General features: G+C 66.9%; 23 protein-coding genes. 12 read left to right on the forward strand and 11 right to left on the reverse strand.

The annotated features are described in order from the left end of the window. Positions 1–52: 52 nt before the first annotated feature. The 3 genes from ACFYOW_RS07115 (at position 53) to ACFYOW_RS07125 (ending at position 2499) form a co-directional block, all read left to right on the forward strand. Positions 53–562, forward strand: a complete 510-nt coding sequence (locus ACFYOW_RS07115) for a DoxX family protein (protein ID WP_387285305.1) — start codon at positions 53–55, stop codon at positions 560–562. Positions 563–624: 62 nt separating this feature from the next. Beyond that, complete coding sequence (locus ACFYOW_RS07120) at positions 625–1809, forward strand: CaiB/BaiF CoA transferase family protein (protein WP_387286055.1); 1185 nt, start codon at positions 625–627, stop codon at positions 1807–1809. A 108-nt stretch (positions 1810–1917) separates the two neighbouring features. Then, on the forward strand, positions 1918–2499 hold the full coding sequence (locus ACFYOW_RS07125; protein WP_387285307.1) for a TetR/AcrR family transcriptional regulator: 582 nt from the start codon (positions 1918–1920) through the stop codon (positions 2497–2499). Positions 2500–2559: 60 nt separating this feature from the next. Here ACFYOW_RS07125 and fabG read toward each other — a convergent pair whose 3' ends face one another. The 4 genes from fabG to ACFYOW_RS07145 all read right to left on the reverse strand — a co-directional run bounded on the left by fabG (position 2560) and on the right by ACFYOW_RS07145 (position 7419). After that, positions 2560–3288: a 3-oxoacyl-ACP reductase FabG gene (gene fabG / locus ACFYOW_RS07130; RefSeq protein WP_387285309.1), complete on the reverse strand. Its 729-nt coding sequence runs from the start codon at positions 3286–3288 to the stop codon at positions 2560–2562. Positions 3289–3341: 53 nt separating this feature from the next. Then, positions 3342–5657 carry an ATP-binding protein gene (locus ACFYOW_RS07135; RefSeq protein ID WP_387285311.1) on the reverse strand — a complete coding sequence of 772 codons (2316 nt, stop codon included), beginning with the start codon at positions 5655–5657 and terminating at the stop codon, positions 3342–3344. A 69-nt stretch (positions 5658–5726) separates the two neighbouring features. After that, on the reverse strand, positions 5727–6542 hold the full coding sequence (locus ACFYOW_RS07140) for a PaaI family thioesterase (protein WP_387285313.1): 816 nt from the start codon (positions 6540–6542) through the stop codon (positions 5727–5729). A gap of 13 nt (positions 6543–6555) precedes the next feature. Continuing rightward, the gene (locus tag ACFYOW_RS07145) at positions 6556–7419 is read right to left on the reverse strand and encodes an NUDIX hydrolase (protein WP_387285315.1); all 864 of its coding nucleotides are present in this window, start codon (positions 7417–7419) and stop codon (positions 6556–6558) included. A 185-nt stretch (positions 7420–7604) separates the two neighbouring features. Between ACFYOW_RS07145 and ACFYOW_RS07150 the strand changes: the two genes are divergently transcribed. Both ACFYOW_RS07150 and ACFYOW_RS07155 read left to right on the forward strand, forming a co-directional pair. Continuing rightward, positions 7605–8825 carry an acyl-CoA dehydrogenase family protein gene (locus tag ACFYOW_RS07150; protein ID WP_387285317.1) on the forward strand — a complete coding sequence of 407 codons (1221 nt, stop codon included), beginning with the start codon at positions 7605–7607 and terminating at the stop codon, positions 8823–8825. Positions 8826–8875: 50 nt separating this feature from the next. Next, positions 8876–10354 (forward strand): class I adenylate-forming enzyme family protein, encoded by a 1479-nt coding sequence (locus ACFYOW_RS07155; RefSeq protein WP_387285318.1) that lies wholly within the window; start codon positions 8876–8878, stop codon positions 10352–10354. Positions 10355–10456: 102 nt separating this feature from the next. Here ACFYOW_RS07155 and ACFYOW_RS07160 read toward each other — a convergent pair whose 3' ends face one another. Then, positions 10457–11221: a crotonase/enoyl-CoA hydratase family protein gene (locus ACFYOW_RS07160; protein WP_387285320.1), complete on the reverse strand. Its 765-nt coding sequence runs from the start codon at positions 11219–11221 to the stop codon at positions 10457–10459. Positions 11222–11338: 117 nt separating this feature from the next. Between ACFYOW_RS07160 and ACFYOW_RS07165 the strand changes: the two genes are divergently transcribed. Continuing rightward, positions 11339–11965 (forward strand): PaaI family thioesterase, encoded by a 627-nt coding sequence (locus tag ACFYOW_RS07165; protein ID WP_387285322.1) that lies wholly within the window; start codon positions 11339–11341, stop codon positions 11963–11965. 63 nt (positions 11966–12028) lie between these two features. Here the strand turns inward: ACFYOW_RS07165 and ACFYOW_RS07170 are convergent, their stop codons facing one another. The 4 genes from ACFYOW_RS07170 to ACFYOW_RS07185 all read right to left on the reverse strand — a co-directional run bounded on the left by ACFYOW_RS07170 (position 12029) and on the right by ACFYOW_RS07185 (position 16072). Continuing rightward, a complete protein-coding gene (locus tag ACFYOW_RS07170) occupies positions 12029–12781 on the reverse strand; it encodes an SDR family NAD(P)-dependent oxidoreductase (RefSeq protein ID WP_387285324.1) in 753 nt (250 codons plus the stop codon). 88 nt (positions 12782–12869) lie between these two features. After that, positions 12870–13865 (reverse strand): LLM class flavin-dependent oxidoreductase, encoded by a 996-nt coding sequence (locus ACFYOW_RS07175; protein ID WP_387285326.1) that lies wholly within the window; start codon positions 13863–13865, stop codon positions 12870–12872. 48 nt (positions 13866–13913) lie between these two features. Next, positions 13914–15161: a cytochrome P450 gene (locus ACFYOW_RS07180; RefSeq protein WP_387285328.1), complete on the reverse strand. Its 1248-nt coding sequence runs from the start codon at positions 15159–15161 to the stop codon at positions 13914–13916. After that, positions 15158–16072: an SDR family NAD(P)-dependent oxidoreductase gene (locus ACFYOW_RS07185; protein WP_387285330.1), complete on the reverse strand. Its 915-nt coding sequence runs from the start codon at positions 16070–16072 to the stop codon at positions 15158–15160. The genes ACFYOW_RS07180 and ACFYOW_RS07185 overlap by 4 nt, the downstream gene beginning before the upstream one ends. Positions 16073–16079: 7 nt before the next feature. On the opposite strand from ACFYOW_RS07185, the gene ACFYOW_RS07190 reads away from it, so the two are divergent. Next, positions 16080–16700, forward strand: a complete 621-nt coding sequence (locus tag ACFYOW_RS07190) for a TetR/AcrR family transcriptional regulator (RefSeq protein WP_387285332.1) — start codon at positions 16080–16082, stop codon at positions 16698–16700. A gap of 80 nt (positions 16701–16780) precedes the next feature. On the opposite strand, the gene ACFYOW_RS07195 is transcribed toward ACFYOW_RS07190, so the two are convergent. Together ACFYOW_RS07195 and ACFYOW_RS07200 are read right to left on the reverse strand one after the other, a co-directional pair. Further along, entirely contained in the window at positions 16781–18430 is a 1650-nt protein-coding gene (locus tag ACFYOW_RS07195; RefSeq protein WP_387285334.1) for an AMP-binding protein, read from the reverse strand. A gap of 33 nt (positions 18431–18463) precedes the next feature. Further along, on the reverse strand, positions 18464–19213 hold the full coding sequence (locus tag ACFYOW_RS07200; RefSeq protein ID WP_387285336.1) for an enoyl-CoA hydratase: 750 nt from the start codon (positions 19211–19213) through the stop codon (positions 18464–18466). A 130-nt stretch (positions 19214–19343) separates the two neighbouring features. Here ACFYOW_RS07200 and ACFYOW_RS07205 point away from each other — a divergent pair, with 130 nt between their 5' ends. The 5 genes from ACFYOW_RS07205 to ACFYOW_RS07225 all read left to right on the forward strand — a co-directional run bounded on the left by ACFYOW_RS07205 (position 19344) and on the right by ACFYOW_RS07225 (position 25243). Further along, complete coding sequence (locus tag ACFYOW_RS07205; RefSeq protein ID WP_387285338.1) at positions 19344–20168, forward strand: mycofactocin-coupled SDR family oxidoreductase; 825 nt, start codon at positions 19344–19346, stop codon at positions 20166–20168. Between the two features lie 91 nt (positions 20169–20259). Continuing rightward, positions 20260–21006 carry an SDR family NAD(P)-dependent oxidoreductase gene (locus ACFYOW_RS07210; RefSeq protein ID WP_387285340.1) on the forward strand — a complete coding sequence of 249 codons (747 nt, stop codon included), beginning with the start codon at positions 20260–20262 and terminating at the stop codon, positions 21004–21006. 4 nt (positions 21007–21010) lie between these two features. Then, a complete protein-coding gene (locus ACFYOW_RS07215; RefSeq protein WP_387285342.1) occupies positions 21011–21868 on the forward strand; it encodes a PaaI family thioesterase in 858 nt (285 codons plus the stop codon). 93 nt (positions 21869–21961) lie between these two features. Next, the gene (locus ACFYOW_RS07220; RefSeq protein ID WP_387285344.1) at positions 21962–23545 is read left to right on the forward strand and encodes a class I adenylate-forming enzyme family protein; all 1584 of its coding nucleotides are present in this window, start codon (positions 21962–21964) and stop codon (positions 23543–23545) included. Between the two features lie 39 nt (positions 23546–23584). Then, positions 23585–25243, forward strand: coding sequence for an AMP-binding protein (locus ACFYOW_RS07225; protein WP_387285346.1), 1659 nt, complete (start codon positions 23585–23587; stop codon positions 25241–25243). Positions 25244–25316: the final 73 nt, after the last annotated feature.

The following is a 25316-nucleotide window of genomic DNA, read 5'->3' on the forward strand; positions in this document are numbered from 1 at the left end:
TCGACAGCCCTATATGGTGCAATGTGATACCTACTAATGGAAGGCGCAACCCATGACCGCACTCGATGCAGGCGCACTGCTGTTGCGGGTGATCGCAGGACTTACCATGGCCGCTCACGGCTATCAGAAGTTCTACTCCGGCGGACGGATCCCGGGAACCGCTCGATGGTTCGACAGCATCGGAATGCGGCCGGGACGGTTACACGCCGTCGCGGCGGCCGGCACCGAGGTCGGGGCCGGCATCATGTTGGCGCTCGGTCTGCTCACCCCGCTCGCCGGCGCGGGATTCGTCGGATTGATGCTGGTCGCCGCGTGGACGGTGCATCGCGCCAACGGGTTCTACTCGGTCAACTCCGGCTGGGAATACAACCTTGTGCTCGCGGCCATCGGCGTCGCTCTCAGCACCACCGGCCCCGGGGAGTGGTCGCTCGACGGCGTGCTGGGGCTCACCGACCCACTGTCGGGCCTGCCCGGATTCCTGATCTCGGCGGTTGGTGGTTCGGCCGCGGGGGCAGCGCTGTTGTGGGCTTGCTATCGGCCCGTACCAGCGGAGGCCCGGTGAACGACCGACTACAGATCGGCGACGAAGCGCCGGCCGCGCGCTCGGGGCCGCTGGCCGGGCTCATGGTGGTCAGCCTCGAGCAGGCGGTTTCCGCCCCGTTGTGCACCCGCACCCTGGCCGATCTCGGCGCCCGGGTAATCAAGATCGAGAATCCGGCGGGGGGTGATTTCGCCCGCGACTACGACGAGGTGGTCCACGGAATGGCGGCACACTTCGTCTGGCTCAATCGCGGCAAGGAATCGGTCACGCTCAATCTCAAGTCGCCGGAGGGGCTCGAAGTCCTGCACCGGCTGCTGGCCGATGCCGACGCGTTCGTCACGAATCTGGCTCCGGGGGCCACGGCCCGGCTCGGGCTGGACGCCGAATCCCTAGAACTGACGTACCCCAGGTTGGTGACGTGCGAGATCTCCGGCTACGGCAGTGGTGGTCCGCTGTCGGACAAACGCGCCTACGATCTGCTGGCCCAGGCGGAGTCCGGCGCATGCTCGATCACCGGACTCCCCGGGGAGCCGGCCAAGCCCGGTCCCCCGATAGCGGACGCCTGCACCGGGCTCTACGGTGTGATCTCGATTCTGGCAACACTTCAGGCCCGGGGCCGAACCGGGCACGGCGGGAAGACTGCGGTAAGCCTGTTCGACACCATGACCGAGCTGATGGGCTACGCCTTGACCTGGAGCGGGTACACCGGCCAGGACCAGGAACCGGTGGGTATGGGGTCGCCGTCGGTCGCGCCCTACAGCTCCTACGCGACGAGCGATGGCCAGGTCGTCGTACTCGGCACCACGAACGACCGCGAATGGCAGCGGCTGGCCACCGAGCTGCTCGGCCGCCACGACCTGGCAACCGATGAACGGTATCGGGACGGTCCAGGGCGGGTAGCCCACCGCGCCGAGCTGGACCGAGTGATCGGCGACTGGTGCGCCCGTCACACGCTGGCCCACATCCAGAAATCCGCCGACGCCGCCGGGATCGGCAACGCGCGCTACAACACGACCACAGATGTCGTGGCCCACCCGCATCTGGCGGCCCGGGGCAGGTGGCGGGAGGTGAGCTCACCGGTAGGCCCGGTGCGCACATTGCTGGCACCCCCGGTGCTCGGCGGATACGATCCGGTCCTCGGCCCGATTCCCGCTCTCGGCGAGCACACCGACACCGTTCTGCGCGGTCTCGGCCTGGCCGGGGAAGACCTCGCTCGACTCCGCGCCGCGGGCGCGATAGGTCCCGCCTACGCCGGTTCGGCCGACTGAAGGCGCCGACCCGGCGCCCGGAGTAGGAAATGAAGGGTACTTGATAAAGTTACTTGCGCTAGAAACCTTCATTTCGAGAACTTCTATCAAGGCAAAGTGGGGCACGACGTGAGCACGCTCAGGGAACGCAACCGCATCCGGGCGCGCAACGACATCACCGCGGCGGCGCTCGTCCTGTTCGCGGAGCAGGGGTACGACGCCACCACGGTCGAGCAGATCGCCCGCGCCGCGCGACTGTCGAGCGCGACGGTGTTCCGGCATTTCCCCAGCAAGGAGGACATCCTCTTCGGGGACGAAGACGACTCCGCGAGGACCATGGTGGAGTACGTGGCAGCGCGCTCGGATTCCTCGGTCGACGTCGCCGCACTGGAAGAACCGATTACGAAGTTCGCGGCCGAACTCCAGGACGAACGCACGCAGACCCTGACTCGGCTGGTCATGACCACCCGATCGCTCGAGGCCCGCAGCCTGCGTACCCGACTGCGATGGGAACGCGAGATCGCTCGGCAACTCGCCACTGAAGAAGGCGCGGCGACGCCCACGCTTCGACACACCCTGGTCGCGTCGATCGCCGTGTCCTGCCTCAGTGCGGCATTGCGCTACTGGGACAGGTCCGATCCGTCCTCGAGCCTCACCGATCTCGTCGAACTGGCCTTCCAGCAGCGAGTGTCCTCGGATCGGTCCCGATGACACCGCGCCCCACCGGTCCGGCCGGCCGCATGTCGATTCGGCCGGCCGGACCGGCCGCGGTTACATGTACCGGCCGCCCGTTACCTCCAGAACCGTGCCGGTGAGGTAGCTGGACAGATCGCTGGCGAGGAACAACGCCACCGAAGCCACCTCGCGCGGCTCACCCGCCCGCTTCATCGGAATCTCCGCCAGTTTCGAGTCCCAGGCGTGCTGTGGCATGGCCTCGGTCATGGCGGTCCGGATGAGTCCGGGCTGGATGGCGTTGACCCGTACCCCCGCACCGGCGAGTTCCTTCGCCGCGGCCTTCGTCAGGCCGACCATGCCCGCCTTGGCAGCGCTGTAGTTGGTCTGGCCGAAGTTGCCGACCTTGCCCGAGATCGACGACATGGTGATGATCGAACCGCGGCCCTGCTCGCGCATCACGGCGCCGGCCGCCCGGGTGCCCAGCCACGCGCCGTAGACGTGGACGTCCAGGACCGTGCGGAAGTCCTCGGAAGTCATCTTCCGCATGGTCTTGTCCCGCGTGATTCCGGCATTGTTGACCATGATGTCCACCGATCCGAAACGTCGTACGGTGTCGTCGATCAGGGCGGTCATCCCGTCTTCATCCGTAACATCGCACCGTCGCGCCGCTCCACCGAGGCGCTCGGCCGCACGCTCAGCGGCTTCACCGTCGAGATCCGCGAGCATCACCTGAGCGCCGTGCTCGACGAACGTCTCCGCGATCGCCAAGCCCAGTCCTTGGGCACCGCCGGTGACAACGGCGACGCGCCCCTTCAACAGGGTCATTTCGGTTGATCCTCCCTCGCATTAAGCACTTATTCATTGCACTATATACGGGGTTACAGCGAGTGACGCGCGGCACCGTGCTCGGCTATCCACACCGCGACCTGCACCCGGGACGAGAACCCGAGCTTGCCGAGAATATTGACCACATGCCCTTCGACCGTCCGCGGGGAAATCACGAGCTTCGAGGCGATATCGCGGTTGCTGGCGCCGTGCGCGAGCAGGTCGGCGATTTCCCATTCCCGCGGCGTCAACCGCACGTTCTCGGAATCCGCCGACTCGGCGGACGACGCCGGAACTTCGCCCAGTGCGAAGGCGATACTTTCGGCGACCGGTGCCCGGACCCCCGCCTCGAATTGCGCCCGGAACGCCCGCTCGCCCAACGCTCGGACCGCCTGATCGCGGCATCTCTCGTGGTGACGCACCGACTGCGGGTCGAACAGCGCATCGGTCGTCCGCCACAGCGCATCTGTGCTGCCGAGCAACCTGGCCGCCCGCGCATGCTCGGCGCGTGCCTCGGCGATCCACGCCAGGGTTTCGATACACCGGGCGATCCCCACGGGGTTGCGGAATTCGCGGTTCAGTCGCAGGCTTTCCAACGCCCGCACAGCAGCCTCGTCGGTCTGGCCTTCGTACAGGCAGAGGTTGGCCAGTTCCCACAGTGCCTCGGCCCGATGCCAATGCTCGTCGTGCCGCTCGCACACGGCCAGCGATTCCCCACACAGCCGCATCCCGGCCGCCGGGTCGCCGAGCTGGTAGACCGCCTTGCCCTTGTGCAGCAGGAGCAGTGCGAGAGCCAGCGGGTCGTCGTGCACCAGCGACTCGAGCGCCTGGTCGAAGAGCTCGATGGCCTCCGTCGAGGCGCCCAACGACATTCGGAGCGCACCGAGGAAAACAGTGGCCATTGCCTCTTCGTGGCGAGCGCCGATGAGCTGCGCGGTCTGCTGCCCGCGGCGTAGGAGCCGCTCGGCGGACTCGAAATCACCCTGATTCCCCGCACACTGGCCGGAAATCCACAGCAGGATCGCGCGTTCGGTGCAGTCCTCGTCGAGGACGGCCAGCACGCGGTCGATCCACAGCCTTCCCTCTCCGAGCCGGCCGGTCAGCAATGTCTCCCCGCCGAGGCCGCTCGCGATAACCGCGGCGGCGCGAGCATCCGTAGGTTCGCCGAGACAGAAGTCGATCGCGGCTCGGAGGTTATCGCGTTCGGCGCGAACCCACGCCATGGTGTCGTATTGGCCCGGACCGAACCAGTGCGGGTAGCGTTCGACGAGCCGGTCACGGAAATAGTCGCGATGCCGCCGACGTAGGTTCTCCTCGTCCCCGCTCGCGGCGATACGCTCCTGACCGAAGGCCCGGATGGTCTCCAGCATCCGATAACGCACCTCCGACGACTGGCGTACCGTAACGACGATCGATCGATCGACGAGCCGAGCCAGCAGGTCGAGAACATCCTCTCGCGCGACGATGGTTCCCGCGCAGATCGCCTCGGCCGCAGGGGCGCTGAAGGACCCGGAGAAGACCGTCAGCCGCGACCACAACTCTCGCTCGGCGGGGGTGCAGAGGTCGTAGCTCCACCCGATCAACGAATGCAGACTGCGCTGGCGGGGGGCGGCGAGCGCGCTATCGGTACGCAGCAGCTGAAATCGTCCATCGAGTCGGCTCAGGATCTGTTGCGGAGACAGATGGCGGATCCGCGCGGCAGCCAGTTCCAGAGCCAGCGGCAACCCGTCGAGACGCCGGCACAACCCGGCAACCGCCGCGGCATTGTCGGCCGTGAGCGCGAAGCCGGGTTCCACAGCAGTAGCGCGCTCGAGAAACAGGCGCACCGCATCGCAGCGCGCCAGCTCATCGAGGTTTTCATCCCCCGCAGCCGGCACCCGCAGCGGCTGCACGCTCCGAATATGTTCACCTTTGACCCCGAGCGGCTGGCGGCTGGTCACCAGCATTTTCAGGTGCGACGCCGCCTTGAGCAACGTGTCGACCAGTTCCGCGCATGCCTCGCTCAGGTGCTCGCAATTGTCGAGGACCAGCAACATCGCCCGATCCGCCAGTTGCCGTCCGAGCAGCCCCGGCGCCCAGCGCGAGGATCCGGTGGGCAGCTCGAGCACCGATGCCACTGTGGAGGCAAGCAGTTCCGGGTCCTGCAACGGTGCGACGTCCACGAACCACACGCCGTGCGGGAACGCGCGCTGGAGGTCCGCGGCCACCTGCAGCGCAAGCCTCGTCTTGCCCACCCCTCCCGGCCCGACCAGAGTGACGAGTCTGGAGGATTCCATCGCGTGGCGGACGTCGCCCAGTTCCAGGTTTCGTCCGACGAACTCGTCCAACCGGGCGGGCAGATTGCCGACTGGTCCCTTTCGTGCGGACACCACCCAGAAGCCTCCTCATGAAGCCCGATCAGATCGGTGACGGATGCGCCGGCACCCGACACTGTGACCTTAACCTCTCAATTCGAGAGAAGCTATCGATCCAGCGGTCACCGCACCCGTCCCCCATGCAACTGCCACCGTCCGACCGGACCGGTCGAGAATCACGGTACGCACGATCCACAGGCGGCGCCCACGCCGTTCGAGCGAAGAGCGCAACACGAGGTGCCAGTCATCGAGTGCCGGCCGGAGATAGTCGATGGTGACCCGCAGCGGCCGGCAACGAACCCCGTGACACTGCTGGAACCACTCCTGAGCCTTGTGCACCAACCCCAGCAGAACGCCCCCGTGGACCGTGCCGCGATCGTTCAGCATATCGCGACGGATTTCCACCTGCACGGAGTCGGAATCGAGCGGCACCAGCCGGGCGTCCGGAGGATCGAAGGATCGTGGGCGTACCCGCGACTGCACCGGTCCACCGTCAGGATCGACGGCCACCACACCCATCGCTTGGGCTACCACGGCCCCCGTGTCGTCTTGGATCGTCGCCCGGCCGGTACCCGTATCCGGCCCGGTCTCGAGCGCCTCCGCAAGTATGTCGAGCGCGGTGGCGCCGGAATCCGGGATGCCGACGTGGTCGATGCACAGCTCGGCCATGACCCCGGCCGCCCGTCCCCTGAGCACCGCGGTCCCCACCGCGGCATCCGCGATGATCGCCAGCGACATCGAATCGACGCGAGACGTATCGGCCGTGGCAAGCGGTCCCAGGGGGAGCCGGAACATCACCCTTCCGGAACCGGAGCCGGTATTCGGCTCCGCAGATGGCATCGACGTGCCGGACGCGCCCGCACAGCCCCCGCATTCCGAATTCGTCAGCTCTGTTCTCATGACCACCCAACTACTAGAACTCGTGCGCCGGAGGCATGTCGAGGTAGCGTCGGCCGGCGATATCGACGACTCTCGGTTCGATGGTCACCAGTGGCCGCGCCGCCGACGCGACCGCCAGTTCGTCCACGTCGGCGAGCCCTGCCAAGCTCCGGCAGGTGTGACTCGTCGGCGCCATCATCGCGAGTTCGCCGGCACGCGCAGCGTCGGCGGCCGCCCGAACCGGGAGCCACAGTGTTCGATCCGCTTCGCGCGGCAGCGCCCCGATCCGCTGGCCTTGCGGCAGTGCCGCGACGAAGAAGCGGGTATCGAACCTGCGGGGTTCGTGCGCCGGGGTGATCCAGTGCGCCCACGCGTGCAGCAGATCAGCGCGCAGCATTAGCCCTTGCGCCAGGAGGAAGTCCCGCAACGACAACTGTTTCGCTTCCAGAGCGATGCGCGCATCCTGCAGTGCCGCGGTCGACGCGTCTGCAACAACGGTGACCTCGTCCGGACCGGCGAGCAATACTCCGGTTTCCTCGAATGTCTCCCGGACCGCAGCGACAACAAGGGAACGGGCGAGTTCCGGCGAGCACCCCAGAATGTCCGACCATTTCTGCGCAGAGGAGCCTGCCCACGGCACGCCGGCCTCCCTGTCGGACTGCTGCACTCCCCCACCCGGAAAAACGTGCATCCCGGCCGCAAAGGCCATGCTGGGCTGCCGACGCAGAAACAGTGACTCCAGCCCGCGTGGGGCGTTCCGCAGCAGCACGACGGTTGACGCGTCACGGGCCTGGACGGCGTTGCCGTCGAATTCCGCCAGCTGTTCGACACCACGTGGCGACAGCGGGCGTAGCGAATTCGGTCGTTCACCTGTCGCAGCTCCATCCTCCGTGTTCATGTACCACCCACTCCACCAGTCGCGGCCAGTTCGTTCGTGCTGTCCGAGGCGCGTTCCCCGAACCCACACCCAGGCGACTATATAGTTATATAATAGATCTATACCATGCTTGCGCGCTCGCCCGAGGCGCGCACGCGGAAAGGGAGCCGTATGTCCACAACGCGATCCGGCCGGGGCCCTCGGGCATGAACCTCGAATATCCGCCGGAGATGGCGGACTTCCGCGCCGAGATCCGAGCCTTCCTCGCACGCGAGCTCCCCGACGACTGGCGTGGCCTGGGTAACCTGGACGAAGACGACGCACGCTCGTTCACAGCGTGGTGGCGTACTCGGCTGGCCGAATGCGGGTATCTCACCCCGAGTTGGCCGACCGAATACGGTGGTGCCGGCCTGACCCGGCTGCAACAGGTCGTGCTGGCCGAGGAGTTCGCTACCGCCGGCGTGCCGTTGAACGGTAAGAACGACGTGTTCTCGATCAAGATGATCGGCAATCTGCTGTTGCGCTATGGCACCGAGCAGCAGAAGCGGCAATTCCTGCCGCGCATCGTCAGCGGTGAAGACCGCTGGTGCCAGGGCTTCTCCGAACCCGGCGCCGGCTCCGACCTCGCCGGTCTGCGGACACGCGCCCGATTGGACGGCGACACCTGGGTGATCGACGGCCAGAAGATCTGGACGTCGGACGCGCGCACCGCGAACTGGATCTTCGTGCTCGCCCGCAGCGACCCGGACGCCTCCCGGCACCGGGGTATCACCATGCTGCTGGTGCCGATGAACCAGCCCGGTATCACGATCCGCCCGATATCCATGCTCAGCGGCGGCGACAACTTCAACGAGGTCTACTTCGACGGTGTCCGCACCGCTCGGGAGAACGTCGTGATCGGCCCCGGCGAGGGCTGGAAGGCGGCGATGGCTCTGCTCGGCCTCGAACGCGGCGACGAGGCGGCGACCAACCCGATCTACTTCCAGGCCGAGGTCGATCGGCTCATCGCGCTGGCGACCGAACACGGTCGCCACCGAGACGAGGCCGTCCGCGACGATCTCGCCCGGGCCTACACGCGAGCGCAGATCATGCGGTATCTCGGAATGCGAACCCTGACGGGGTGGCTGGCCGGCCGGACGCCGGGCCGCGATTCGTCGATCTCGAAGCTGTATTGGAGCGAGCATCACCGCAAGACGACCGATCTCGCGGTGAATCTGCTGGGCGCCGACGCGCTGGCCCCGACCGGCCGGCGGCCGATCCGGCACTACCGCGCGGACGACCCCGACGCCCCCAATTCGTCGGCTTCTTGGGCCGGCACCTGGATGATCGCCATATCCGGGACGATCTACGCCGGCACCTCCGAGATTCAGCGCAACATTTTGGCCGAGTCCGTGCTCGGCCTGCCGAAAGAACCCCGGCCGACTTGATCAGGTTCACCAGCATTTTTCGCAAACCCGTCGCCCCATCCGGAGAGTCCATGTACGAGGATTACCAGCCTTCCCCACTGCAGACCTGGACCCAGCGCGTGCTGGGCCACCTCCGGCAGGACCCGGAGCGGATCGCCTTGGTCGAGGCCACCCCGGACGGTCCACAGACCTGGTCGCGAGCTCGGTTCAGCACGATGATCGCCGGTGGGGCCGAGTTGCTGCGCGGAGAATCGGATACACCCGGCGAGCTGGTACCGGCGCTGCTGACCACCCGGCCGAACTCGATCGCCCTACTGGTCGCGGGGGCGGTGGCGAACCGCCCGCTGGCACCCATGGCACCGCGGATGACCGAGCCCGAACTGGCCGCCTGTCTGGTCCGGCTGGCCGGTGATCTGCTCGTCACCGAACCCGAGTACGCCGACCTCGCCACCCGCCTCGCGGCCGAAACCGGTCGGCGAGTGGTCGTGGTCGAGGGTGAACTCGCTGGGGACGGCCCGCTGGAACCGAATATCGACCCGGACCGGGTCGTGCTGGCGATGCACACCTCCGGCACAACCGGGCTGCCCAAGCGCGTCGAGGTGAAGGAATTCCCACTCGGACGCCGGGCCGACGTCAATGGCTATCTCCTCGGTCTGGCGCCGGAGGACCGAGTCGTCACGACGTCGCTGTTCCATCACGTCGGTGGTCTCGGAAATATCGCGGTGGCACTCGGCAACGGCGTCTCGCTGGCGGTGTTCCCGGCGTTCTCGGTGGAGGCGTGGAAGGCGCTCGAAACCGCGCGTCCCACCCACGCGGTGACGATCCCGTCGGTTTTCGAGATGTTGCTGTCGGCCGGCGCCCTGGCATCGAGCAGTCTGCGAGTGCTCGCCTATGGTGGCGCGCCCATCCACCCGGAGACCATGCGGCGGGTCCAGCACGTCATGCCGGACGCGGAATTCGTCAATCTGTTCGGTCAGACCGAGGGCTCCCCCGTGGCGGTGCTACTTCCGGAGGACCATCGGCTCGCGGCCGGCCCGCGCCCGGAATTGCTGACGTCCGTGGGCCGCGCGGCGCCCGGGACGGAACTGCGGATCAATGATCCGGACGAAGACGGCATCGGCGAGGTGTGGGCGCGGGCTCCGCACTCGTTCCTCGTCGATTCCGAGGGCTGGCAGCACACCGGCGATCTCGGCCGGATCGACGACGATTATCTGTATCTGGTGGGACGGCGCGGCGACAAGATAATCCGGGGCGGCGAAAACGTGTACCCGCTCGAGGTCGAACAGGTGCTTCTCACCCACCCACAGGTTCAGGAGGCGATTGTCGTCGGGGTGCCGGACCGGCGGCTGGGTGAAACCATCAAGGCCTATATCGTCGCCGCCGAAACCGAACCCGACCCTGAGGCGCTGCGCGCCTACACTCGTGCCCGGCTCGCCGGATTCAAGGTGCCCGCGGCATGGGAGTTCATCTCCGACATGCCGCGCAACCCGAACGGCAAGATTCTGCGCCGCGTACTCGCCGAACGCGCCGCAGCGGAGGTCCGCATCTGATACGAGGTCGACGCCGCGCCCGTCGTGTGACTTCGATGCGCGCGGTGCGGTAGCCGGATTCGGGTTCGTCCGGACCGGCTACGACCGAGTAGTGCTTGTCGCCTACCGGCCCCGCCACACAGGCGCCCGTTTCTCGGCGAAGGCCCGGGCCCCCTCCTTCGCATCCTCCGAGAACAGCACCGGGTCGGCCACTGCCCGCTGCCGCTGCCAACGGTCGGCGCCGACCCAATTCCGTGCTGACACAAGGATTTCTTTGCTCGCCTGAACGGCCAGCGGGCCGTTGGCGGCGATCTCCGCGGCGATCTCTCGGGCACCGGCGAGCGCCCCGCCGGGTTCGGTCAGCCGGTTCACCAGGCCCCACCGGGCGGCATCCTCCGCCCCGAACGATCGACCGGTCAGTGCGTACTCCATCGCGATGCCGGCCGGGATCCGCTCGGGCAACCGCAGCAGCCCGCCACCGCCCGCGACCAGTGATCGTTTGACCTCGGGCAGACCGAACGAGGCGTCACGCGCAGCGACGATCATGTCGCACGCCAGGGCGATCTCGCAGCCACCCGCCACGGCATGCCCCTCGACAGCCGCGATCAGCGGCTTACGTGGCGGGGTGATCGCGATGCCGGCCAGCCCACGTCCTTCGATCCGGGGAATTTCACCGTTGAGAAAGGCCTTCAGATCCATTCCGGCGCAGAAGGTACCTCCCGCTCCGGTAATGATGCCCAGAACCAACGACGGGTCCTCGTCGAGCAGATCCGCCGCTGCTGCCACCGCGTGCGCGGCGGCCTCGTTCACAGCGTTGCGAACCTCCGGCCGGTTCAACGTGATGATCAGTATGTTGCCCGCGCGTTCGGTCACAACCTCGTCCGACACCGGTACACCGTCCCTTCGCAGCCGGAGAATAGTGAGCTAATGTATTTAGTTAATATACCTATATTGTGCGCCACAGTGCGGCGATGAGAAGCGTCGTCGAAGGAAGGACAGCCATCCATGCCACAGCCGCAGGAAGTCACGGACCCGATCCCTCCGAACTGGTGGCGCAGCAGGACCACTCCGGTACCGCCCGCCGGCTACGCGGAGATGATCGACGCGGCCCGCGAGCTGCAGGACCGGATCGCCGCCGCGGTCCCCGACGAGCACGCCGCCACCGAAGCGACAATCGGCATCAAGCGCGTGGCCGATCTCCTCGCCCGCTTCGAGCGTGACGAATGGTCGCAGATCAGCGGGTTCTCGGCCGATCTGCCAGGCCGGGGTTCGGTTCTGCTACCCCTGGTCCGCGACGTCGTCATGGACGACAAGAGCGTCCGCGGACGCGTTCGTTTCGGCCGCTTCCACCTCGGCGGCAACGGCGCCGCCCACGGCGGCACGATTCCGCTCGTCTTCGACGACTTGCTCGGCCGGCTGTCCGGGTCCGGCGGGCGCACCGTGGCCCGCACCGCATATCTGCACGTCGACTACCGCAGCATCACGCCGGTCGAGAAGGATCTCGACATCGAGGCATGGTTCGTCAGCGAGGAGGGCCGCAAACGGATCCTGCGCGGCACACTCCGGGACGGCACCACGCTGTGCGCCGAGGCCGAGGGGTTGTTCGTCCAGCTGCGCCCGGGCCAGCACTGACCGCCCCTTTTCAGCACCGACCGCCCCGGGTTGGTGCTGAAAAGGGACCGCTGGACCGGTAACTCACTTACCGCCGGTCAGCATCAGGGTGTCACCGGTCAGATAGGAGAGATCGTCCGATACGAGGGCAACGACGGCGCGGCCGATATCGGTCTCGCAGTCGCCCACCCGGCGCAGGGCCAGCGATTTCTGCACCGCCTCGAAACGCTCGGGGTGCTCCTCGCCGAATTCCACGGATGCCGGCGAATTGGCCACGGGCACAATGACGTTCACTCGAATGTTGTAGCGCCCCCATTCCCGCGCGGCGACCCGGGACAGCCCGCGAATCGCCTCCTTCGCCATGGCATAGGCACCGAAGGTGGCGTTGCCGTCGACCGCCGTGCTCGAACCGAAGTTGACGATCGAACCACCGCCCGCGGCGCGCAGGTGCGGCAACGCCGCCTGCATTCCGTAGAGGGTGCCCATCGCACCGGAGCGCCAGCACAACTCGACGTCGGCGTCGGTGACCTGTGCGAGTGGCTGCTGGACGCTGGAGACGGCGTTGTTCACCAGCCCGGTCAAGCCCCCGAAATGCTCGACCACGTCCGCTACCGCCCGGTCCACCTGGGACCGCTCGGTCACATCGCAACCGAGCGCGAACGCGGTCCCGCCGAAGGCCTCGATCTCCTTCGCGACGACCTCGCACTTCGCCTTCGTCCGACCGGCGAGGGCGACCTGCGCCCCTTCTTTCGCCAACGCGAGGGCGGTGCCCCGCCCGATGCCCTGCCCAGCCCCGGTAACCAAGATGGTCTGTCCGGCTAGTCGTGTCCCTGTCATGAAGCACTCCGCTCTCGGAAAACAATTAGTTGAATATTACGCCTCTTTATGGAAGGCCCTTCCCGGAGGCGCCGTCTATCTCATGCCGTCACGGGAGCAGGTCGGGGACCTCGAGGTGCGGCAGCACCTCCGACTCGAACAGCCGCAGGCTGGCCCACGCGTTTTTCGGTTCGGTCCCACCGAAGAGGGGCCGCAGGACCAGGTGCCCGTCGGGGCCGAGTTCGCGCCCGATCTCGACGCAACGCTCGGGAGTGACGATCTCGTAGGCATTCCCGACACGCAGCTCGTCCACCGACGAGATCGGGGGGTACCACTCGCTTTCCCGCATCGCGGACTGCGCGATCCATCGAGCGTAGGTGTTCGCAGCGTGCAGAAGGTTCGGGCCGACCTCCGCCCATGCCGCGTCGGGATCATGGGTCACGTACAGGAATGTCGGGCTGCGGGGCACCCACGGCCCGGGGTCGCGACCCAGCTTCAGGCACTCATCCCGGTAGAACTCCCATGCCTTGGGTTCCGCCGGGTCGAAGCCGTCGGCCAGGTGGGCGGCCCGCCGGGAGGGCGCCTCCGCCGCCCCGCCCATGATGATCGGCGGGCGGGGATACTGGGCGGGCCGGGGGGTGACGGTGACCGTGGTGCCACGGAAGTCGAACGGCTCGCCGGTCCAAGCGCGCTTGCAGACCTCCACGGCCTCGAGCAACCGCTCGCGCCGCTCACTCAGTTCGACGTGGTACATGTCGAATTCTTGCTTCCGGTAGCCCGCGGCGAAGACCGGGCTCATTCGGCCATTACTGACCAGGTCGGCCACCGCGATGTCCTCGGCAAGGCGGATCGGGTGATAAAGCGGAGTGAGCAGGATGGGCCGGAACCGCATCCGCGAGGTACGCCCGGCAGCCGCGGCCGAGGCGATGAGCGGTGAGGGGAGGTAGTGGTCCTCCGCACCGTGATGCTCGCCGAAGTAGGTCATGTCGAAGCCGAGGCCGTCGGCCCACTCACAGATGTCGAGCATCGTCGCTGCGAGCTCCGCCGAACTGGCGGTGACGAACTCCGGTCGGCGAAGATCGAACGAGAGGCGAAGATGGGGCATACCTATGTGTTCCTTGCGATGTCGGAGGGTTGTGCGCCGGGAAGAGGCTCATTGCGCGGCCGGCGCGCCGACCACAAGGGGCAAGGTCGTCATGCGGACCGCGACCGACACCTCGTGCGTGAGTTCGGACAGATCGCCGACGTAGTAGTCCGGGATACGCCGATGCCATTCCTCGACGAGAACGCGGAGCTCCATCTGCGCCAGGAGCGAACCGGCGCATCGGTGCGGGCCGGCACCGAACCCCAGGTGACGTACCGGCCGGCGGTCCGGATCGAATTGGTCCGGCTCCGGGAAGACGTCGGGATCGGCGTTCGCCGCGGACAGCAGCAGCACCAGCCGGTCGCCCTCCTTCCACGGGATCCCCTGGAAATCGCGGTCGGACCGAACGGTTCGCGACACGATCGGAATCGCCGGGTAGCACCGCAGCGCCTCCTCGACGAGACCTTTGACGATCTCCGGCGTTTCGTTGATGCTCCGTCGCAGCTCGGGTTCTCCGGCGAGCCGTTGGAACATGAATGTCATGGTCGACGCGGTCGTGCCCAGCGAGGTACCGAGCAGGGTGTGGCACAGCTGCAGTACTTCTTCGTCGGTGAGCGGCTTGCCGTCGACGGTCTGGGACAGCAGATAACTCGGGATGTCGTCGGCGGGCCGGCGGCGTCGCTCGGCCACCACCTCCTCGAACATGTCGCGCACTGCGGCTACCGCCGCGGCCAGCTGCGTGCCGTCGGGGTCGTTGCTGGCGTTGAGTTTGCCCGGCAGCAGCCGGGTAGCGGTGATCTCGTCGGCGCGGTCGAGGGGCAGGCCCATGTGCTCGAGGAAGACCTCGGCCGGAATCCGCAGTGCCACATCGGCCATGAAGTCACACTCGCCCCGTGCGATGACCTCCTCAGCGATCCTCGCGACCGAAGCCCTGGCCCGCTCCTCGAGCTTGCGCACCACCGCGGCCGAGAGCAGTGGCCCGATCAACCGCCGGATCTTGCCGTGGTCGGGCGGATCGAGGTTGGCCGGGATATGGAAGATCGGCGGCGGATTCCGGTAGAAGGTGAATGTTTCCTGGTTCGAGAACGCGTCCAGGTCCTGGCTGATCATCCGGCACAGTTCGTGCCGGGTGACGACCCAGAAACCGCGTGCCGCGGTGCTGTAGAAGACGTCGCCGTACCGCTGCGCCGCCAGGATCGTGCCGAGCGGGTCGGCCTTGAATGCCGGATCGCTTTCCGGGTCGAAGTCGACGATCGGCACGTCTGCGGCACGTGCCCGTGCCTCCGCGTCCGCCGACGTCACGATTGCTCGAGTCATTTGACCTCCTGTGAGACCGGCGCGATGACGGGCGGCAACTCGCCGTCGCGCAGTGCTTCTGTGTGGGTGACGAGCATCGCCGCGTCCGCCGGGTCGGTGAAGATGCAGAAACGACGCTCGTCGAGGGCGTGCCGCAGAACGTCGTCCGCCATCGCGCGCGGATCGGCCCCGAACCGGTCGAGGAACGCGCGGCTGGCGCGGGTCACGTCCTCCGGAATCGACGCGCTGCCGTAGTCAGCCGGCCGATGGCGCAATGCGTCCGCCATGCCCGAACGGATCGCGCCGGGCAGCACGACCGAGACTCCGACGTCGGAGCCCACCTCGCGCACATCGTGCTGCAAGGTCTCGGCGACGGCGACCACGGCATGCTTGCTGGACACGTAGGGCGCGAGCGCCGCGAGGGTGGTCACGGCGCTGTTCGACGCGGTGATCAGGACGTGGCCGGTCCCCGCCTCCAGCAAGGCCGGAACGAAGGCACGGATCCCGTGGACGACACCGAAAACGTTGACGTCGTAGACCCAGCGCCAGTCCGAGATGGACAACTCCCACGCCCGCCCGCGCATGGAGACTCCGGCGTTGAGACACACCACGTCCACCCGGCCGAAGCGGTCGAAGGTGCGCGCGGACAGCTCCATCACCGACTCCGCCTTGGTGACATCCGTGCGGACGGCGAGTACGTCTGCTCCTTCCGCACGCAGGCGTTCCTCGGCCGACGCCAGCGCATCGCCGTCGATATCGGCGATCACCACACTCATACCCCTGGACACGAGACTGGCTGCCAGCCCGTATCCGAGACCACCCGCGGCCCCGGTCACGACGGCGACTGCACTGTCGACCACATCAACCTCCACGTCTGCATCGACGAGCTGTAAATAGGTAAATAAATTAATTGGACTCTTAACTAGTAACATGGGCCAGATGGTGACGTCAATCACTCGGATGCAGAAACGCACTCAGGCGCAACGCCGCGGCGCCGCCCGCGCGGCCATCATCGAGACCGCCGTCCGGTTACTCGCCGACAGCGGATACGCCAACATGACGCTGGCAGACCTGGGCGAACGCGCCGGCTACAGCAGAAGCCTGGCCACCCACTACTTCGGCACCAAATCGAAGCTGCTGGCAGCAGTCGTCGAGCACGTGCTGGCACAGAATCCTCTGGACGAAACCCACCGGGGATTCGCGCGCATCGAAGCCGATATCGCCGCGGTGCTCGACGGCTTGGACCGAAATCCGGACGCATGCCGCGCCTACATCGTCATCACCTTCGAGGCGGTGACGGCGTTGCCGGAGCTGCGGCCCGTCGTTCATGCGCAGAACGTGGCGTTCCGGCGCCGGATCGAGGCCGCGCTGCGGGAGGGGACAACACTCGGCACCGTGCGCCGCGACCTGGACACCACCTCGGTCAGCACCGCTGTCATGGCGATGATTCGGGGCGTCGTCTGGGAGTGGTTCACCGACAGTTCACTCGACCTGGACGTCTGCCGGCGGGCGCTACTGAGTCAGGTCGCCACCCTGTGCGCCCCACTCCCGCCCCTGTGACCGACCACTTGACCAGGAAAGGTCAAATCATATTCCGAATAACTGGGCCGATTCCGGCCGCTACAGTGCGGGCCCCCGCGTCATTCCAGTGCGGCCGCCTGTTCGCGCAGCACGTTCTTGAGAACCTTCAGGCTGGAATTGCGCGGGAGGGCATCGAGGGCGATCATGCGGCGCGGACGCTTGAAGTTGGCGATACGCTCGGCCGACCAGGTCAAGAACTCCCCCTCGGTCAGCGTCGCACCGTCGCGGACAACCACATAGGCGACGGGTACCTCACCCAGCCGCGCGTCGGGCGCACCCACGACCGCGATCGACTCCACGGCAGGGTGCTCTCCGAGAATGCGCTCCACCTCCGCCGGATACACATTGAACCCGCCCACCAGAATCATGTCTTTGATCCGGTCGGTGATTCGGAGGTAGCCATCGGCGTCGGAGGTCGCCACGTCACCGGTATGCAGCCAGCCGTCGGAATCGATCGCCTCGGCGGTCAGCTCCGGATCCTCCCAATAACCGGACGTGACGTTGTACCCGCGCACCCAGATTTCCCCGGGCGAGCCCACCGGGACGTCGGTTCCGTCCCCGTCGACGAGCCGCACCTCCACCTCCCAGGCCGGGCGACCGACCGTATGCGCGATGTGGTCGAGGTCGTCGGTCGGGGTCGTCGTCGTCACCAGGGCGGACGCCTCGGTGAGCCCGTAGCCGCTCCATAGCGTCTCGGGCCGCAGCTCCTCCTGGATGCGGGTGATGAGGTCCGGGGTGACAACGGTCGAGGCGGCCATGACGTTGCGGATCGAGGAGAGATCGAACTCGGGCCGTCGCGGTGAGTCCAGAATGGCCTCGAACACCGTCGGCGGTCCGAAAAGGATCGACACGCGTTCCTGCTCGATTCGCCGCATCACTTCATCGACGTCCAGTGTTGCCTGCGGCAGGATGGCGGCGCCGTGCACCAGACAGGCCATCCACCCGGCCTTGTACCCGAAAGAGTGGAAGAACGGCGGGATGATCAGGTACCGATCCGAGCGGCGAAATCCCATCAGCTTCGAGTAGTAGCCGTGAGCGCGCAGGGACTGTCCGTGCGTGAGGGCCACTCCCTTCGGGTGACCGGTTGTCCCCGAGGTGAACATGATGTCCGACACCGACTCCGGGCCCACCGCGTCGATGGCGGCCGTCGCCTGCTCGATCGGCAGCGCCGCACCGCCGGCGAGGAACTCCTCCCAGCCGATCCGGTCACCGCGCGGGGTCCCGGTGAGCAGTACCGTCGCCCTCGGACGCAGCACGGCACTGTCCGGATCCGCGCGAGCCAGCATATCCAGGTAGTCGTTGCCGAGGAATCCATCGGCGACGAAAAGCAGGCGGGCTCCGCTCTTGCGCAGAATGTAGGCCGCCTCCGCCCCCTTGAATCGAGTGTTCATCGGTACCAGGACGGCACCGGCACCGAGGGCGGCGAGGGCGGCGAGAATCCACCGGCCGCAGTTGGGACCCCAGATCGCGACCCGATCCCCTGGCCGCACCCCCAACGCTTGCACCGCCCGTACGGCCAGCATCATGTCGGCCTCGAGTTCGGCGAAGGTACGGTGGCCGTCCTCACCGACAAGCGCAAGCCCATTCGGATAAGACACCGCAGTCCTGCGCAATGCATTCGGGATACTGCGGCAGATGAGGTCGTAGCGGATCCGCAACTCCTGCGGGATGTACCACCAGGGGTCCGGTGCCGTCGTGCGATCGGGCATATTTCCTGTTCTCCCTCACGAACCGATAGGAGCCTAGGGTCGCGCCCCGATTCCGGACTTGGGAACGAGCTGGCTCCCTGCGGCCCGGCGTGCCTCCCGCTCGGCGAATTCGTGCGCCAGCGCCTCAGGCAGCGAGTGCTCGCCGCTGTACCGGTACAGCGACAGCAGTTCACGTACCACGTAGGGATCGTGCGCGGCGATCGCCTCGGCGATTTCGCGCGCGACCGGCATCAGATTTCCGTGCGGGACGACTCGGGACACCAATCCGCTGCGCAACGCCTCCTCAGCGCCGAGGACGCGCCCGGTCAGCGACATATCCAGCGCCAACCGCCGCCCTACCGCGCGCGGCAGCCGGGCACTCATTCCGCCGCCGGGGAGGATCCCGACCTTCGCATGGGTGTCGGCGAAGCGCGCCCGGTCGGAAGCGATGAGAAGATCCAGGCCCAGCGCGAGTTCGAGCCCGCCTGTCGCAACAGCGCCGTTGATCGCCCCGATTGTGGGCTTCGCGGAGTCCGCAAGGGCGGTGATCGCGGCTGTCGCCCCCTGCGGCGGTCGCTGGGTGCGGGTGAACTCTTTGATGTCGAGACCGGCGCAAAAGGCCGGGTCGGCGCCGGTCAGCAGGATCACGCGAACCGACTCTGCTGCCAGCGCCCTGCCCAGGCCGGCGGAAAGGGCGGTGGCCAACGCCGAGTCGATGGCGTTACGCGCAGCCGGCCGGTTCAACGTTATGGTCGCCACCCCGGCGGCCTCGCTGTAGATCACCGCATCGTCGGTTGTTGTCACGCAGTCCTCCTCGCCGGATAGAATATTATCAGATAGATAATTAATCACTTTGCCGGTAGCTTCGCACTCCACGCGCGAGCGGCTCGAAGGGCCCCGGCAACCCGACGGCGCGACGATGGGGAGAGAATTCGTGGGCAAACTCGCTGGGCGCGTTGCCTTCGTGACAGGGGCGGCGCGCGGACAAGGCCGCGCGCACTGCGTGCGTCTGGCCGAAAGGGGTGCCGACATCATCGCGGTCGATGTCGCGGGCGCGGTTGATTTCGCGATAACGGTGCCTGCCACGACGGAGGAGCTGGAGGAAACGGGGCGGCTGGTCGAACGGACCGGACGGCGGGCCCTGGTCGCACGGGCCGACGTGCGCGACCTCGAAGCGCTGACGACGGTCGCCGACGAGGGCGTGCGTCGCTTCGGCCGGCTCGACATCGTCGTCGCCAATGCCGGAACGACCGCGCACGGTCGTATGTGGGAGCTCACCGAGCAGCAGTGGGATATCGCGATCGAAGTGAACCTGAACGGCACGTGGAAAACGATCAAGGCGACCGTGCCACATATGATCGCGGCCGGCAACGGCGGCTCGATCATCATCACCAGCTCCGCGGCAGGCTACCGCGGCTACCCGCAGTCGGGCGGTTATGGCGCGTCGAAGACCGGACTCGTCGGCCTGTGCCGCACACTCGCGGTGGAAGTGGCGCATTACAACATCCGCGTCAACACGATCCACCCGAACGGCGTCAACACCGCGATGGCGGTAGGTCCGTTCGTCGACGGCGCCGCCATCCCGACGCCGACCGACTACGAATCCTGGCTCTTCAAGCAGGTCACCATTACAGCTCTCCCGGAGGGCATGCAAGAGCCGGAGGACGTCGCGGCCACGGTCGCCTTCCTCGCTGGCGACGAATCACGGTTCATGACCGGCACCCAGCTACTGATCGGCGCCGGGAACCAGCTCATGTGACGTGCCAGTCTCGCGCTCAGTGGCGATCGAACCCAGGCTGTGCGCGACAACAGAGCCAAACGTCGTGCGACAAGAGAGAAAGGACCGGTCGATGTCTGATGGAGGGCGCGGCGACATATCCCGCGTTGCCCTCGTGACCGGAGGCACCCGAGGTATCGGTGCGGCCATCACGAGGCGCCTGGCGACACGCGGCATCCGGGTTGTCGCCGTCTACCGTGGCGATACCGCCGCCGCGCAGCGCATGCAGGAGGAACTGGACGGCGTCAGCGTTGTGCGGGCAGACCTCGGCGATCCGGACACATGCGTGCGGCTCGTCGAGGACGTCCACAGCCAGTACGGCCGCATCGATCACCTGGTCAACAATGCGGGCCTGCTGCTCGAATTCCGCTCCTCGGATACGAGTGTCTCCGAGTGGGAGCGCATCGTGGCGGTGAATCTCTCGGCCGCATTCCATCTGTCCCGCGTCGCGATCGCGCTCATGCGGCCTGCCGGCTACGGCCGGATCGTCAACGTCAGCTCGGTGACCGCGGTCATGGGCAGTCCCAGCGAAGCCGCGTATGGCGCCGCGAAATCCGGACTGCACGGATTGACGCGGTCGCTCGCACGAGAGACCGCTCGACACGGCATCACAGTGAACACCGTGGTGCCGGGCGTATTCGAGACCGATATGACCGCCTCGATGCCGGAGAAGACTCGCGCGGCCATTCTCGGAATGATCCCGGTCGGCCGACGGGGTAATCCGGACGAACTCGCGGCCGCGGTCGAATTCTTGCTCGACGCCGGGTATTGCACCGGCTCCGTTCTCACGGTCGACGGCGGCCTGAGTATGGGCGGTTGAGCGCATGACCACGCAGTGGTGGACGGCCCTGCCACCGGTCCCGGCGTTGACCCGCCTCGGCATTCGCAGCTCGCCGACAACCGACGGGCGAGTGCAGACCGCCCTCGACCTCGGCCCCCAGTGGGCCGGAACAGGTGTCGCGGGGCTGGCCGCACTGCTGTGCGACGCCGCGACCGGGCTGGCGGTCGGCGCGCTGGAACCGGACCGAGCACTCTCCACGGCAATGCTCGGTGTACACGTCACCGGCCGCCCACAACACGCCGGGCAGATCCGGGCCGTGGCCGCGCCCGCCGCTCGGCGCGGCGACTACGTACTGGCAACGGCGCACGTGCTGGACAATTCGGATACCGAATTCGCTCGGGCCACCAGCTGGTGGGCGATCCGCGGGCCGCGGACCCCTGATCGCGGCGATACCTCGCCCACGCAGTGTCCGGACCCGCCCACAACGCGCGGGGCGGCCACCGATCCGGCCGATCCCACGAGCACTCCGTTCGGCCGCATGCTCGGCCTCACCCGATTCCGCAAGGACCTCGGCGGCACGTCATTCGAGCTCGCCGATCCGACACCGTTTCACAACCGTTCGAGCACGCTGCACGGTGGTCTCGGCGCGCTGCTGGCCGAAATCGCCGCCGTATCGGCCGTAGACGACGGTGTGCGCACGCCGGAGGTGCTGTCCCTGAACTGCCACTACCTTCGCAGCGCGGGCCCGGGGCCTGAACCGGTGCCGGTGCACGGCATCCGCATACGCAGCGGCCGGACATCCGGGGTAGCTCGCGGAGAGGTCGCGGCGCCCGACGGCCGACCGGCCGTGATCGCGGACGTCATGATGTCGTTCGCCCCGCGCCACTCCCACTACGCCTAAAGCAAAATTAATTACCTCATCATGCCGAACACGCCGCGTCGATCCCGTCAAAAGATGTACACCAGACCACGGAAGCGTCTATATAGTTAACTAATGCCCGTTAGAAGTGGAGCGCATCACCCCGCAGACAGCCAGGGCCGACCAGCCCTGGCACTGATAGAAAGCTCGGTCGGAGCACGGTTCCGTGACATCGCCCGCCACCGTGGCAGTGCCACGGCACTGCTCTGGGAACAAGACGGAAACCTGCATCGCTTGGACTTCATGACGATGCTCGGCCGGGTCGAATCGACGGCAGCGCGGTTGCAGCAGGTGGCCGACCCCGGAGACCGAGTGGCACTGTGGGCTGCCAACTCCGTCGACTGGATTCTGGCCGAGTACGGCGCCGCACTGGCGGGAATGGTTCTGGTGCCGATGAACCCGGCACTGACCACCGCCGAAGCGGCGCATATCGTCGCCGATTCCGGCGCGCGGGTTCTGCTGGCCGGGCCGGTATGGCGCGGCCGCGACTTGCTCGAGTCCGCCGAGGCACTGGCGGTGATCCCGCGGCCGGCAATTCTGCCGCTCGAGGCGGTGACACGCCGTGATCTGGTCACCCCGGCGGCGCTACCCGACGTGTCGCCCGAGTCGGTACTGCGGGTCCAGTACACCTCGGGAACAACCGGTGCGCCGAAGGGAGCGGTTCTCAACCACCTCGTCGGCGCCAACGTCGGGCCGCTGTCCCACGTGACCATCGGCCTCGACGAGGACGATGTCGTCTGCTCCCCGCTCCCCTTCCACCATGTCGGCGGGTCAGTGTGCACCAGCTCCGCGGCGCTTCTCCGCGGTTCCGCCTTCGTCGTACTGCCGAGCTTCGATCCGGCGGCCACGCTCGCTCTGTTGCGGCGCGCGGAGGTCACCTACTTCGGCGGGGTGCCCACGATGGTCCTCTCGATGCTGGAAGCCTGCGATGATTCACCCGACCTACCGCGATTGAAGTGGATGATGCTGGGTGGTTCGGACATCGCCCCGGAGCTGATCACCCGGGTCGAGCGGGCATTCGGCGGCGAAATCCTCAATGGCTACGGACAATCGGAAGCTCCTTCGGCAATACAGACCCGGGTGGGGGACCCCGCGTGGGTCAAGGCAACGACGATCGGCAGAGTCAACCCGCACCGCGAAGTCCGGATCGCCGATATCGACACCGGGAAGTCACTCGAACCGGGCGTTGCCGGCGAACTGTGCGTGCGCGGCAGGCTCACCATGAGCCGGTACTGGCACGAGGACGAATCACGACGGTCGGGCGTGGTGGACCCGGAGGGCTGGTTACACACCGGCGACCTCGCCGAGATGAACTCCGACGGCATCATCACACTGCGCGGCCGGTTGCGCGACCTGATCATCAGAGGCGGAGAAAACATCTACCCGGCCGAGGTGGAGGCGGTGCTCGTCCAGCACCCGGCTGTCGCCGAAGCCGCTGTCGTGGCCGCACCGGATAAGAAGTGGGGCCAGGTGCCGGTCGCATTCATCCGGCCTGCTGCGGGGTTACCGGAGCTCGCGGACCTCGAAGGATTCGCCCGCGAACGCCTGGCCGGATTCAAGGTCCCCCGGGAGTGGCGCATCGTCGAGTCGTTCCCGCTGACACCGTCGGGCAAGGTTCAGAAGGTTCGGCTGGCGCGGCAACTGCTCGAGGATCAGTAAGCGCAGCCGCCCGTCGGCACCACCACATCAACGGGTGCGATGGCCCGTGGCGGCCTACCCCACGCCAGGTCGGCCGCGACCTGGCCTACTTGCCGGGCATGTAGCATAATTATAAAACTGATTCCGCCTTACGATGAGCACACGATCTCAGGAGGTCCCATGCGTCTCGTCACCGTCGGTGATGTTATTCGCGAGCACCGTCGTAGCTTTCCGGACAAGACCGCGGTCATCGACGGCGACCTGCGCCTGACCTGGCCGGAGTTCGACGACCGGGTGAACAGGCTGGCGCATGCCCTCGCAGCACAGGGCGTCGAGTCCGGTCACCGCGTCCTGTGGCTGGGCCAGACTTCGGCGCGAGTCTTCGAGCTTCTCGGCGCCTGCGCGAAACTCGGCGCCATGGTGTGCCCGGTCAACTGGCGAATGTCGGCCTACGAGATGGCGTTCGTGATCGACGACTTCGCACCGACCGTGGTGGTGTGGCAAGACGAGGAGATCGGCGAAACCGTGCGCGCCGCCAGGGAGCTCACCGACGGCGGCGCCGTCTGGTGGCAGCACGACCTGCCGGGGACGGACAACGTCGACACCGTTCTCGCGGCACAGCCGGCGATCGATATCTGGGGCACCGTCGACGCCGACCTGCCGTTACTGGTCATCTACACCGCGGCGATCGACGGGCGTCCCAACGGCTCGATGATCACCCAGCACAACCTCATCTGCATGGGCATCGAATCGTCGTATCTCAACTCCACCACGAGCAAGTCGGTATTTCTCAACTCCGGGCCGCTGTTCCACATCGGCAACTTTCAGTGGGAGGCGATGGCGGCATTCGTCCAGGGCGCGACGAACGTGTTCGTCCGCCGTGCCGACGCACAGGAACTGCTCGACATCGTGACGCGGGAGAAGGTCACCGCCGCCTTCTTGATGCCGCCGACCATCATTCAGATGAAGGAGAAATACGATCCGGCCCGGCACGATCTGACGAGTCTGAAGGCCGGTGTGTACGGCCAGCTCTGGGGAGACGGCCTGGTCGGTACCGAGCAAGCGCTCTGGGGACTGTTCCCTGGGGGCTTCGGGCAGACCGAGGTAACCGGACTGGCGATTTTCAACGGCCACGGCGGACACGGCACGGGCAATTCCGGCCGTCCCGGCCCGTTCTCGCGGGTACGAATTGTCGACGACGAATGGAACGAGGTCGGTGTCGGCGAGGTCGGTGAGATCGCGATCGGCGGCGAGATCGTGCACGCCGGCTACTGGAACCGGCCGGAGACCAACGCCCGGCGCATGCGCGACGGCTGGTGGCGCACAACAGATCTGGGCCGCCGCGAAGCCGATGGCACCATCGAGTTCGTCGGCACCAGCACCCGGATGATCAAATCCGCCGCCGAGAACATTTTCCCCAAAGAGGTCGAGTTCTGCCTGGAGACCCATCCGGCGGTGCGTGAGGCCGCTCTGATCGGAACGCCGGACGAGCGCTTCGTGCAGTCGGTGGTGGCCGTCGTCGTCCTGCAGGAAGGCGCCACCGTGACCGAGGACGAACTGATCACCTATTGCAAACAGCGCATCGCCTCGTACAAGAAGCCGAAATCCGTTGTCTTCGTGGACGAAATCCCCCGCGACGGCGAGGAGAAGGACTATCCAGCGCTGGATCTGCGCTTCGGTGGCGGCGGATACCCCGGCGGGGATGTCATCCGGGTGTAGCCGGAGGCCCTCACGTATACATCGCGCGGCACGCAACGATGCCGCGAATCAGCCGGTCTCGCACTGTGAGACA

Origin of the sequence: Nocardia sp. NPDC006982, from assembly GCF_042869435.1 — a bacterium.
GTDB lineage: Bacteria > Actinomycetota > Actinomycetes > Mycobacteriales > Mycobacteriaceae > Nocardia.

What these genes read in the sequence shown, in the direction of transcription:
- fabG (WP_387285309.1), bottom strand. Translation starts at nt 3,288, where the DNA reads ATGACCCTGTTGAAGGGGCGCGTCGCCGTTGTCACCGGCGGTGCCCAA.
- ACFYOW_RS07210 (WP_387285340.1), top strand. Translation starts at nt 20,260, where the DNA reads ATGTCTGATGGAGGGCGCGGCGACATATCCCGCGTTGCCCTCGTGACC.
- ACFYOW_RS07185 (WP_387285330.1), bottom strand. Translation starts at nt 16,072, where the DNA reads ATGTTACTAGTTAAGAGTCCAATTAATTTATTTACCTATTTACAGCTC.
- ACFYOW_RS07225 (WP_387285346.1), top strand. Translation starts at nt 23,585, where the DNA reads ATGGCCCGTGGCGGCCTACCCCACGCCAGGTCGGCCGCGACCTGGCCT.
- ACFYOW_RS07180 (WP_387285328.1), bottom strand. Translation starts at nt 15,161, where the DNA reads ATGACTCGAGCAATCGTGACGTCGGCGGACGCGGAGGCACGGGCACGT.
- ACFYOW_RS07215 (WP_387285342.1), top strand. Translation starts at nt 21,011, where the DNA reads ATGACCACGCAGTGGTGGACGGCCCTGCCACCGGTCCCGGCGTTGACC.
- ACFYOW_RS07195 (WP_387285334.1), bottom strand. Translation starts at nt 18,430, where the DNA reads ATGCCCGATCGCACGACGGCACCGGACCCCTGGTGGTACATCCCGCAG.
- ACFYOW_RS07175 (WP_387285326.1), bottom strand. Translation starts at nt 13,865, where the DNA reads ATGCCCCATCTTCGCCTCTCGTTCGATCTTCGCCGACCGGAGTTCGTC.
- ACFYOW_RS07120 (WP_387286055.1), top strand. Translation starts at nt 625, where the DNA reads ATGGTGGTCAGCCTCGAGCAGGCGGTTTCCGCCCCGTTGTGCACCCGC.
- ACFYOW_RS07170 (WP_387285324.1), bottom strand. Translation starts at nt 12,781, where the DNA reads ATGACAGGGACACGACTAGCCGGACAGACCATCTTGGTTACCGGGGCT.
- ACFYOW_RS07145 (WP_387285315.1), bottom strand. Translation starts at nt 7,419, where the DNA reads ATGAACACGGAGGATGGAGCTGCGACAGGTGAACGACCGAATTCGCTA.
- ACFYOW_RS07115 (WP_387285305.1), top strand. Translation starts at nt 53, where the DNA reads ATGACCGCACTCGATGCAGGCGCACTGCTGTTGCGGGTGATCGCAGGA.
- ACFYOW_RS07140 (WP_387285313.1), bottom strand. Translation starts at nt 6,542, where the DNA reads ATGAGAACAGAGCTGACGAATTCGGAATGCGGGGGCTGTGCGGGCGCG.
- ACFYOW_RS07190 (WP_387285332.1), top strand. Translation starts at nt 16,080, where the DNA reads ATGGTGACGTCAATCACTCGGATGCAGAAACGCACTCAGGCGCAACGC.
- ACFYOW_RS07220 (WP_387285344.1), top strand. Translation starts at nt 21,962, where the DNA reads ATGCCCGTTAGAAGTGGAGCGCATCACCCCGCAGACAGCCAGGGCCGA.
- ACFYOW_RS07155 (WP_387285318.1), top strand. Translation starts at nt 8,876, where the DNA reads ATGTACGAGGATTACCAGCCTTCCCCACTGCAGACCTGGACCCAGCGC.
- ACFYOW_RS07165 (WP_387285322.1), top strand. Translation starts at nt 11,339, where the DNA reads ATGCCACAGCCGCAGGAAGTCACGGACCCGATCCCTCCGAACTGGTGG.
- ACFYOW_RS07150 (WP_387285317.1), top strand. Translation starts at nt 7,605, where the DNA reads ATGAACCTCGAATATCCGCCGGAGATGGCGGACTTCCGCGCCGAGATC.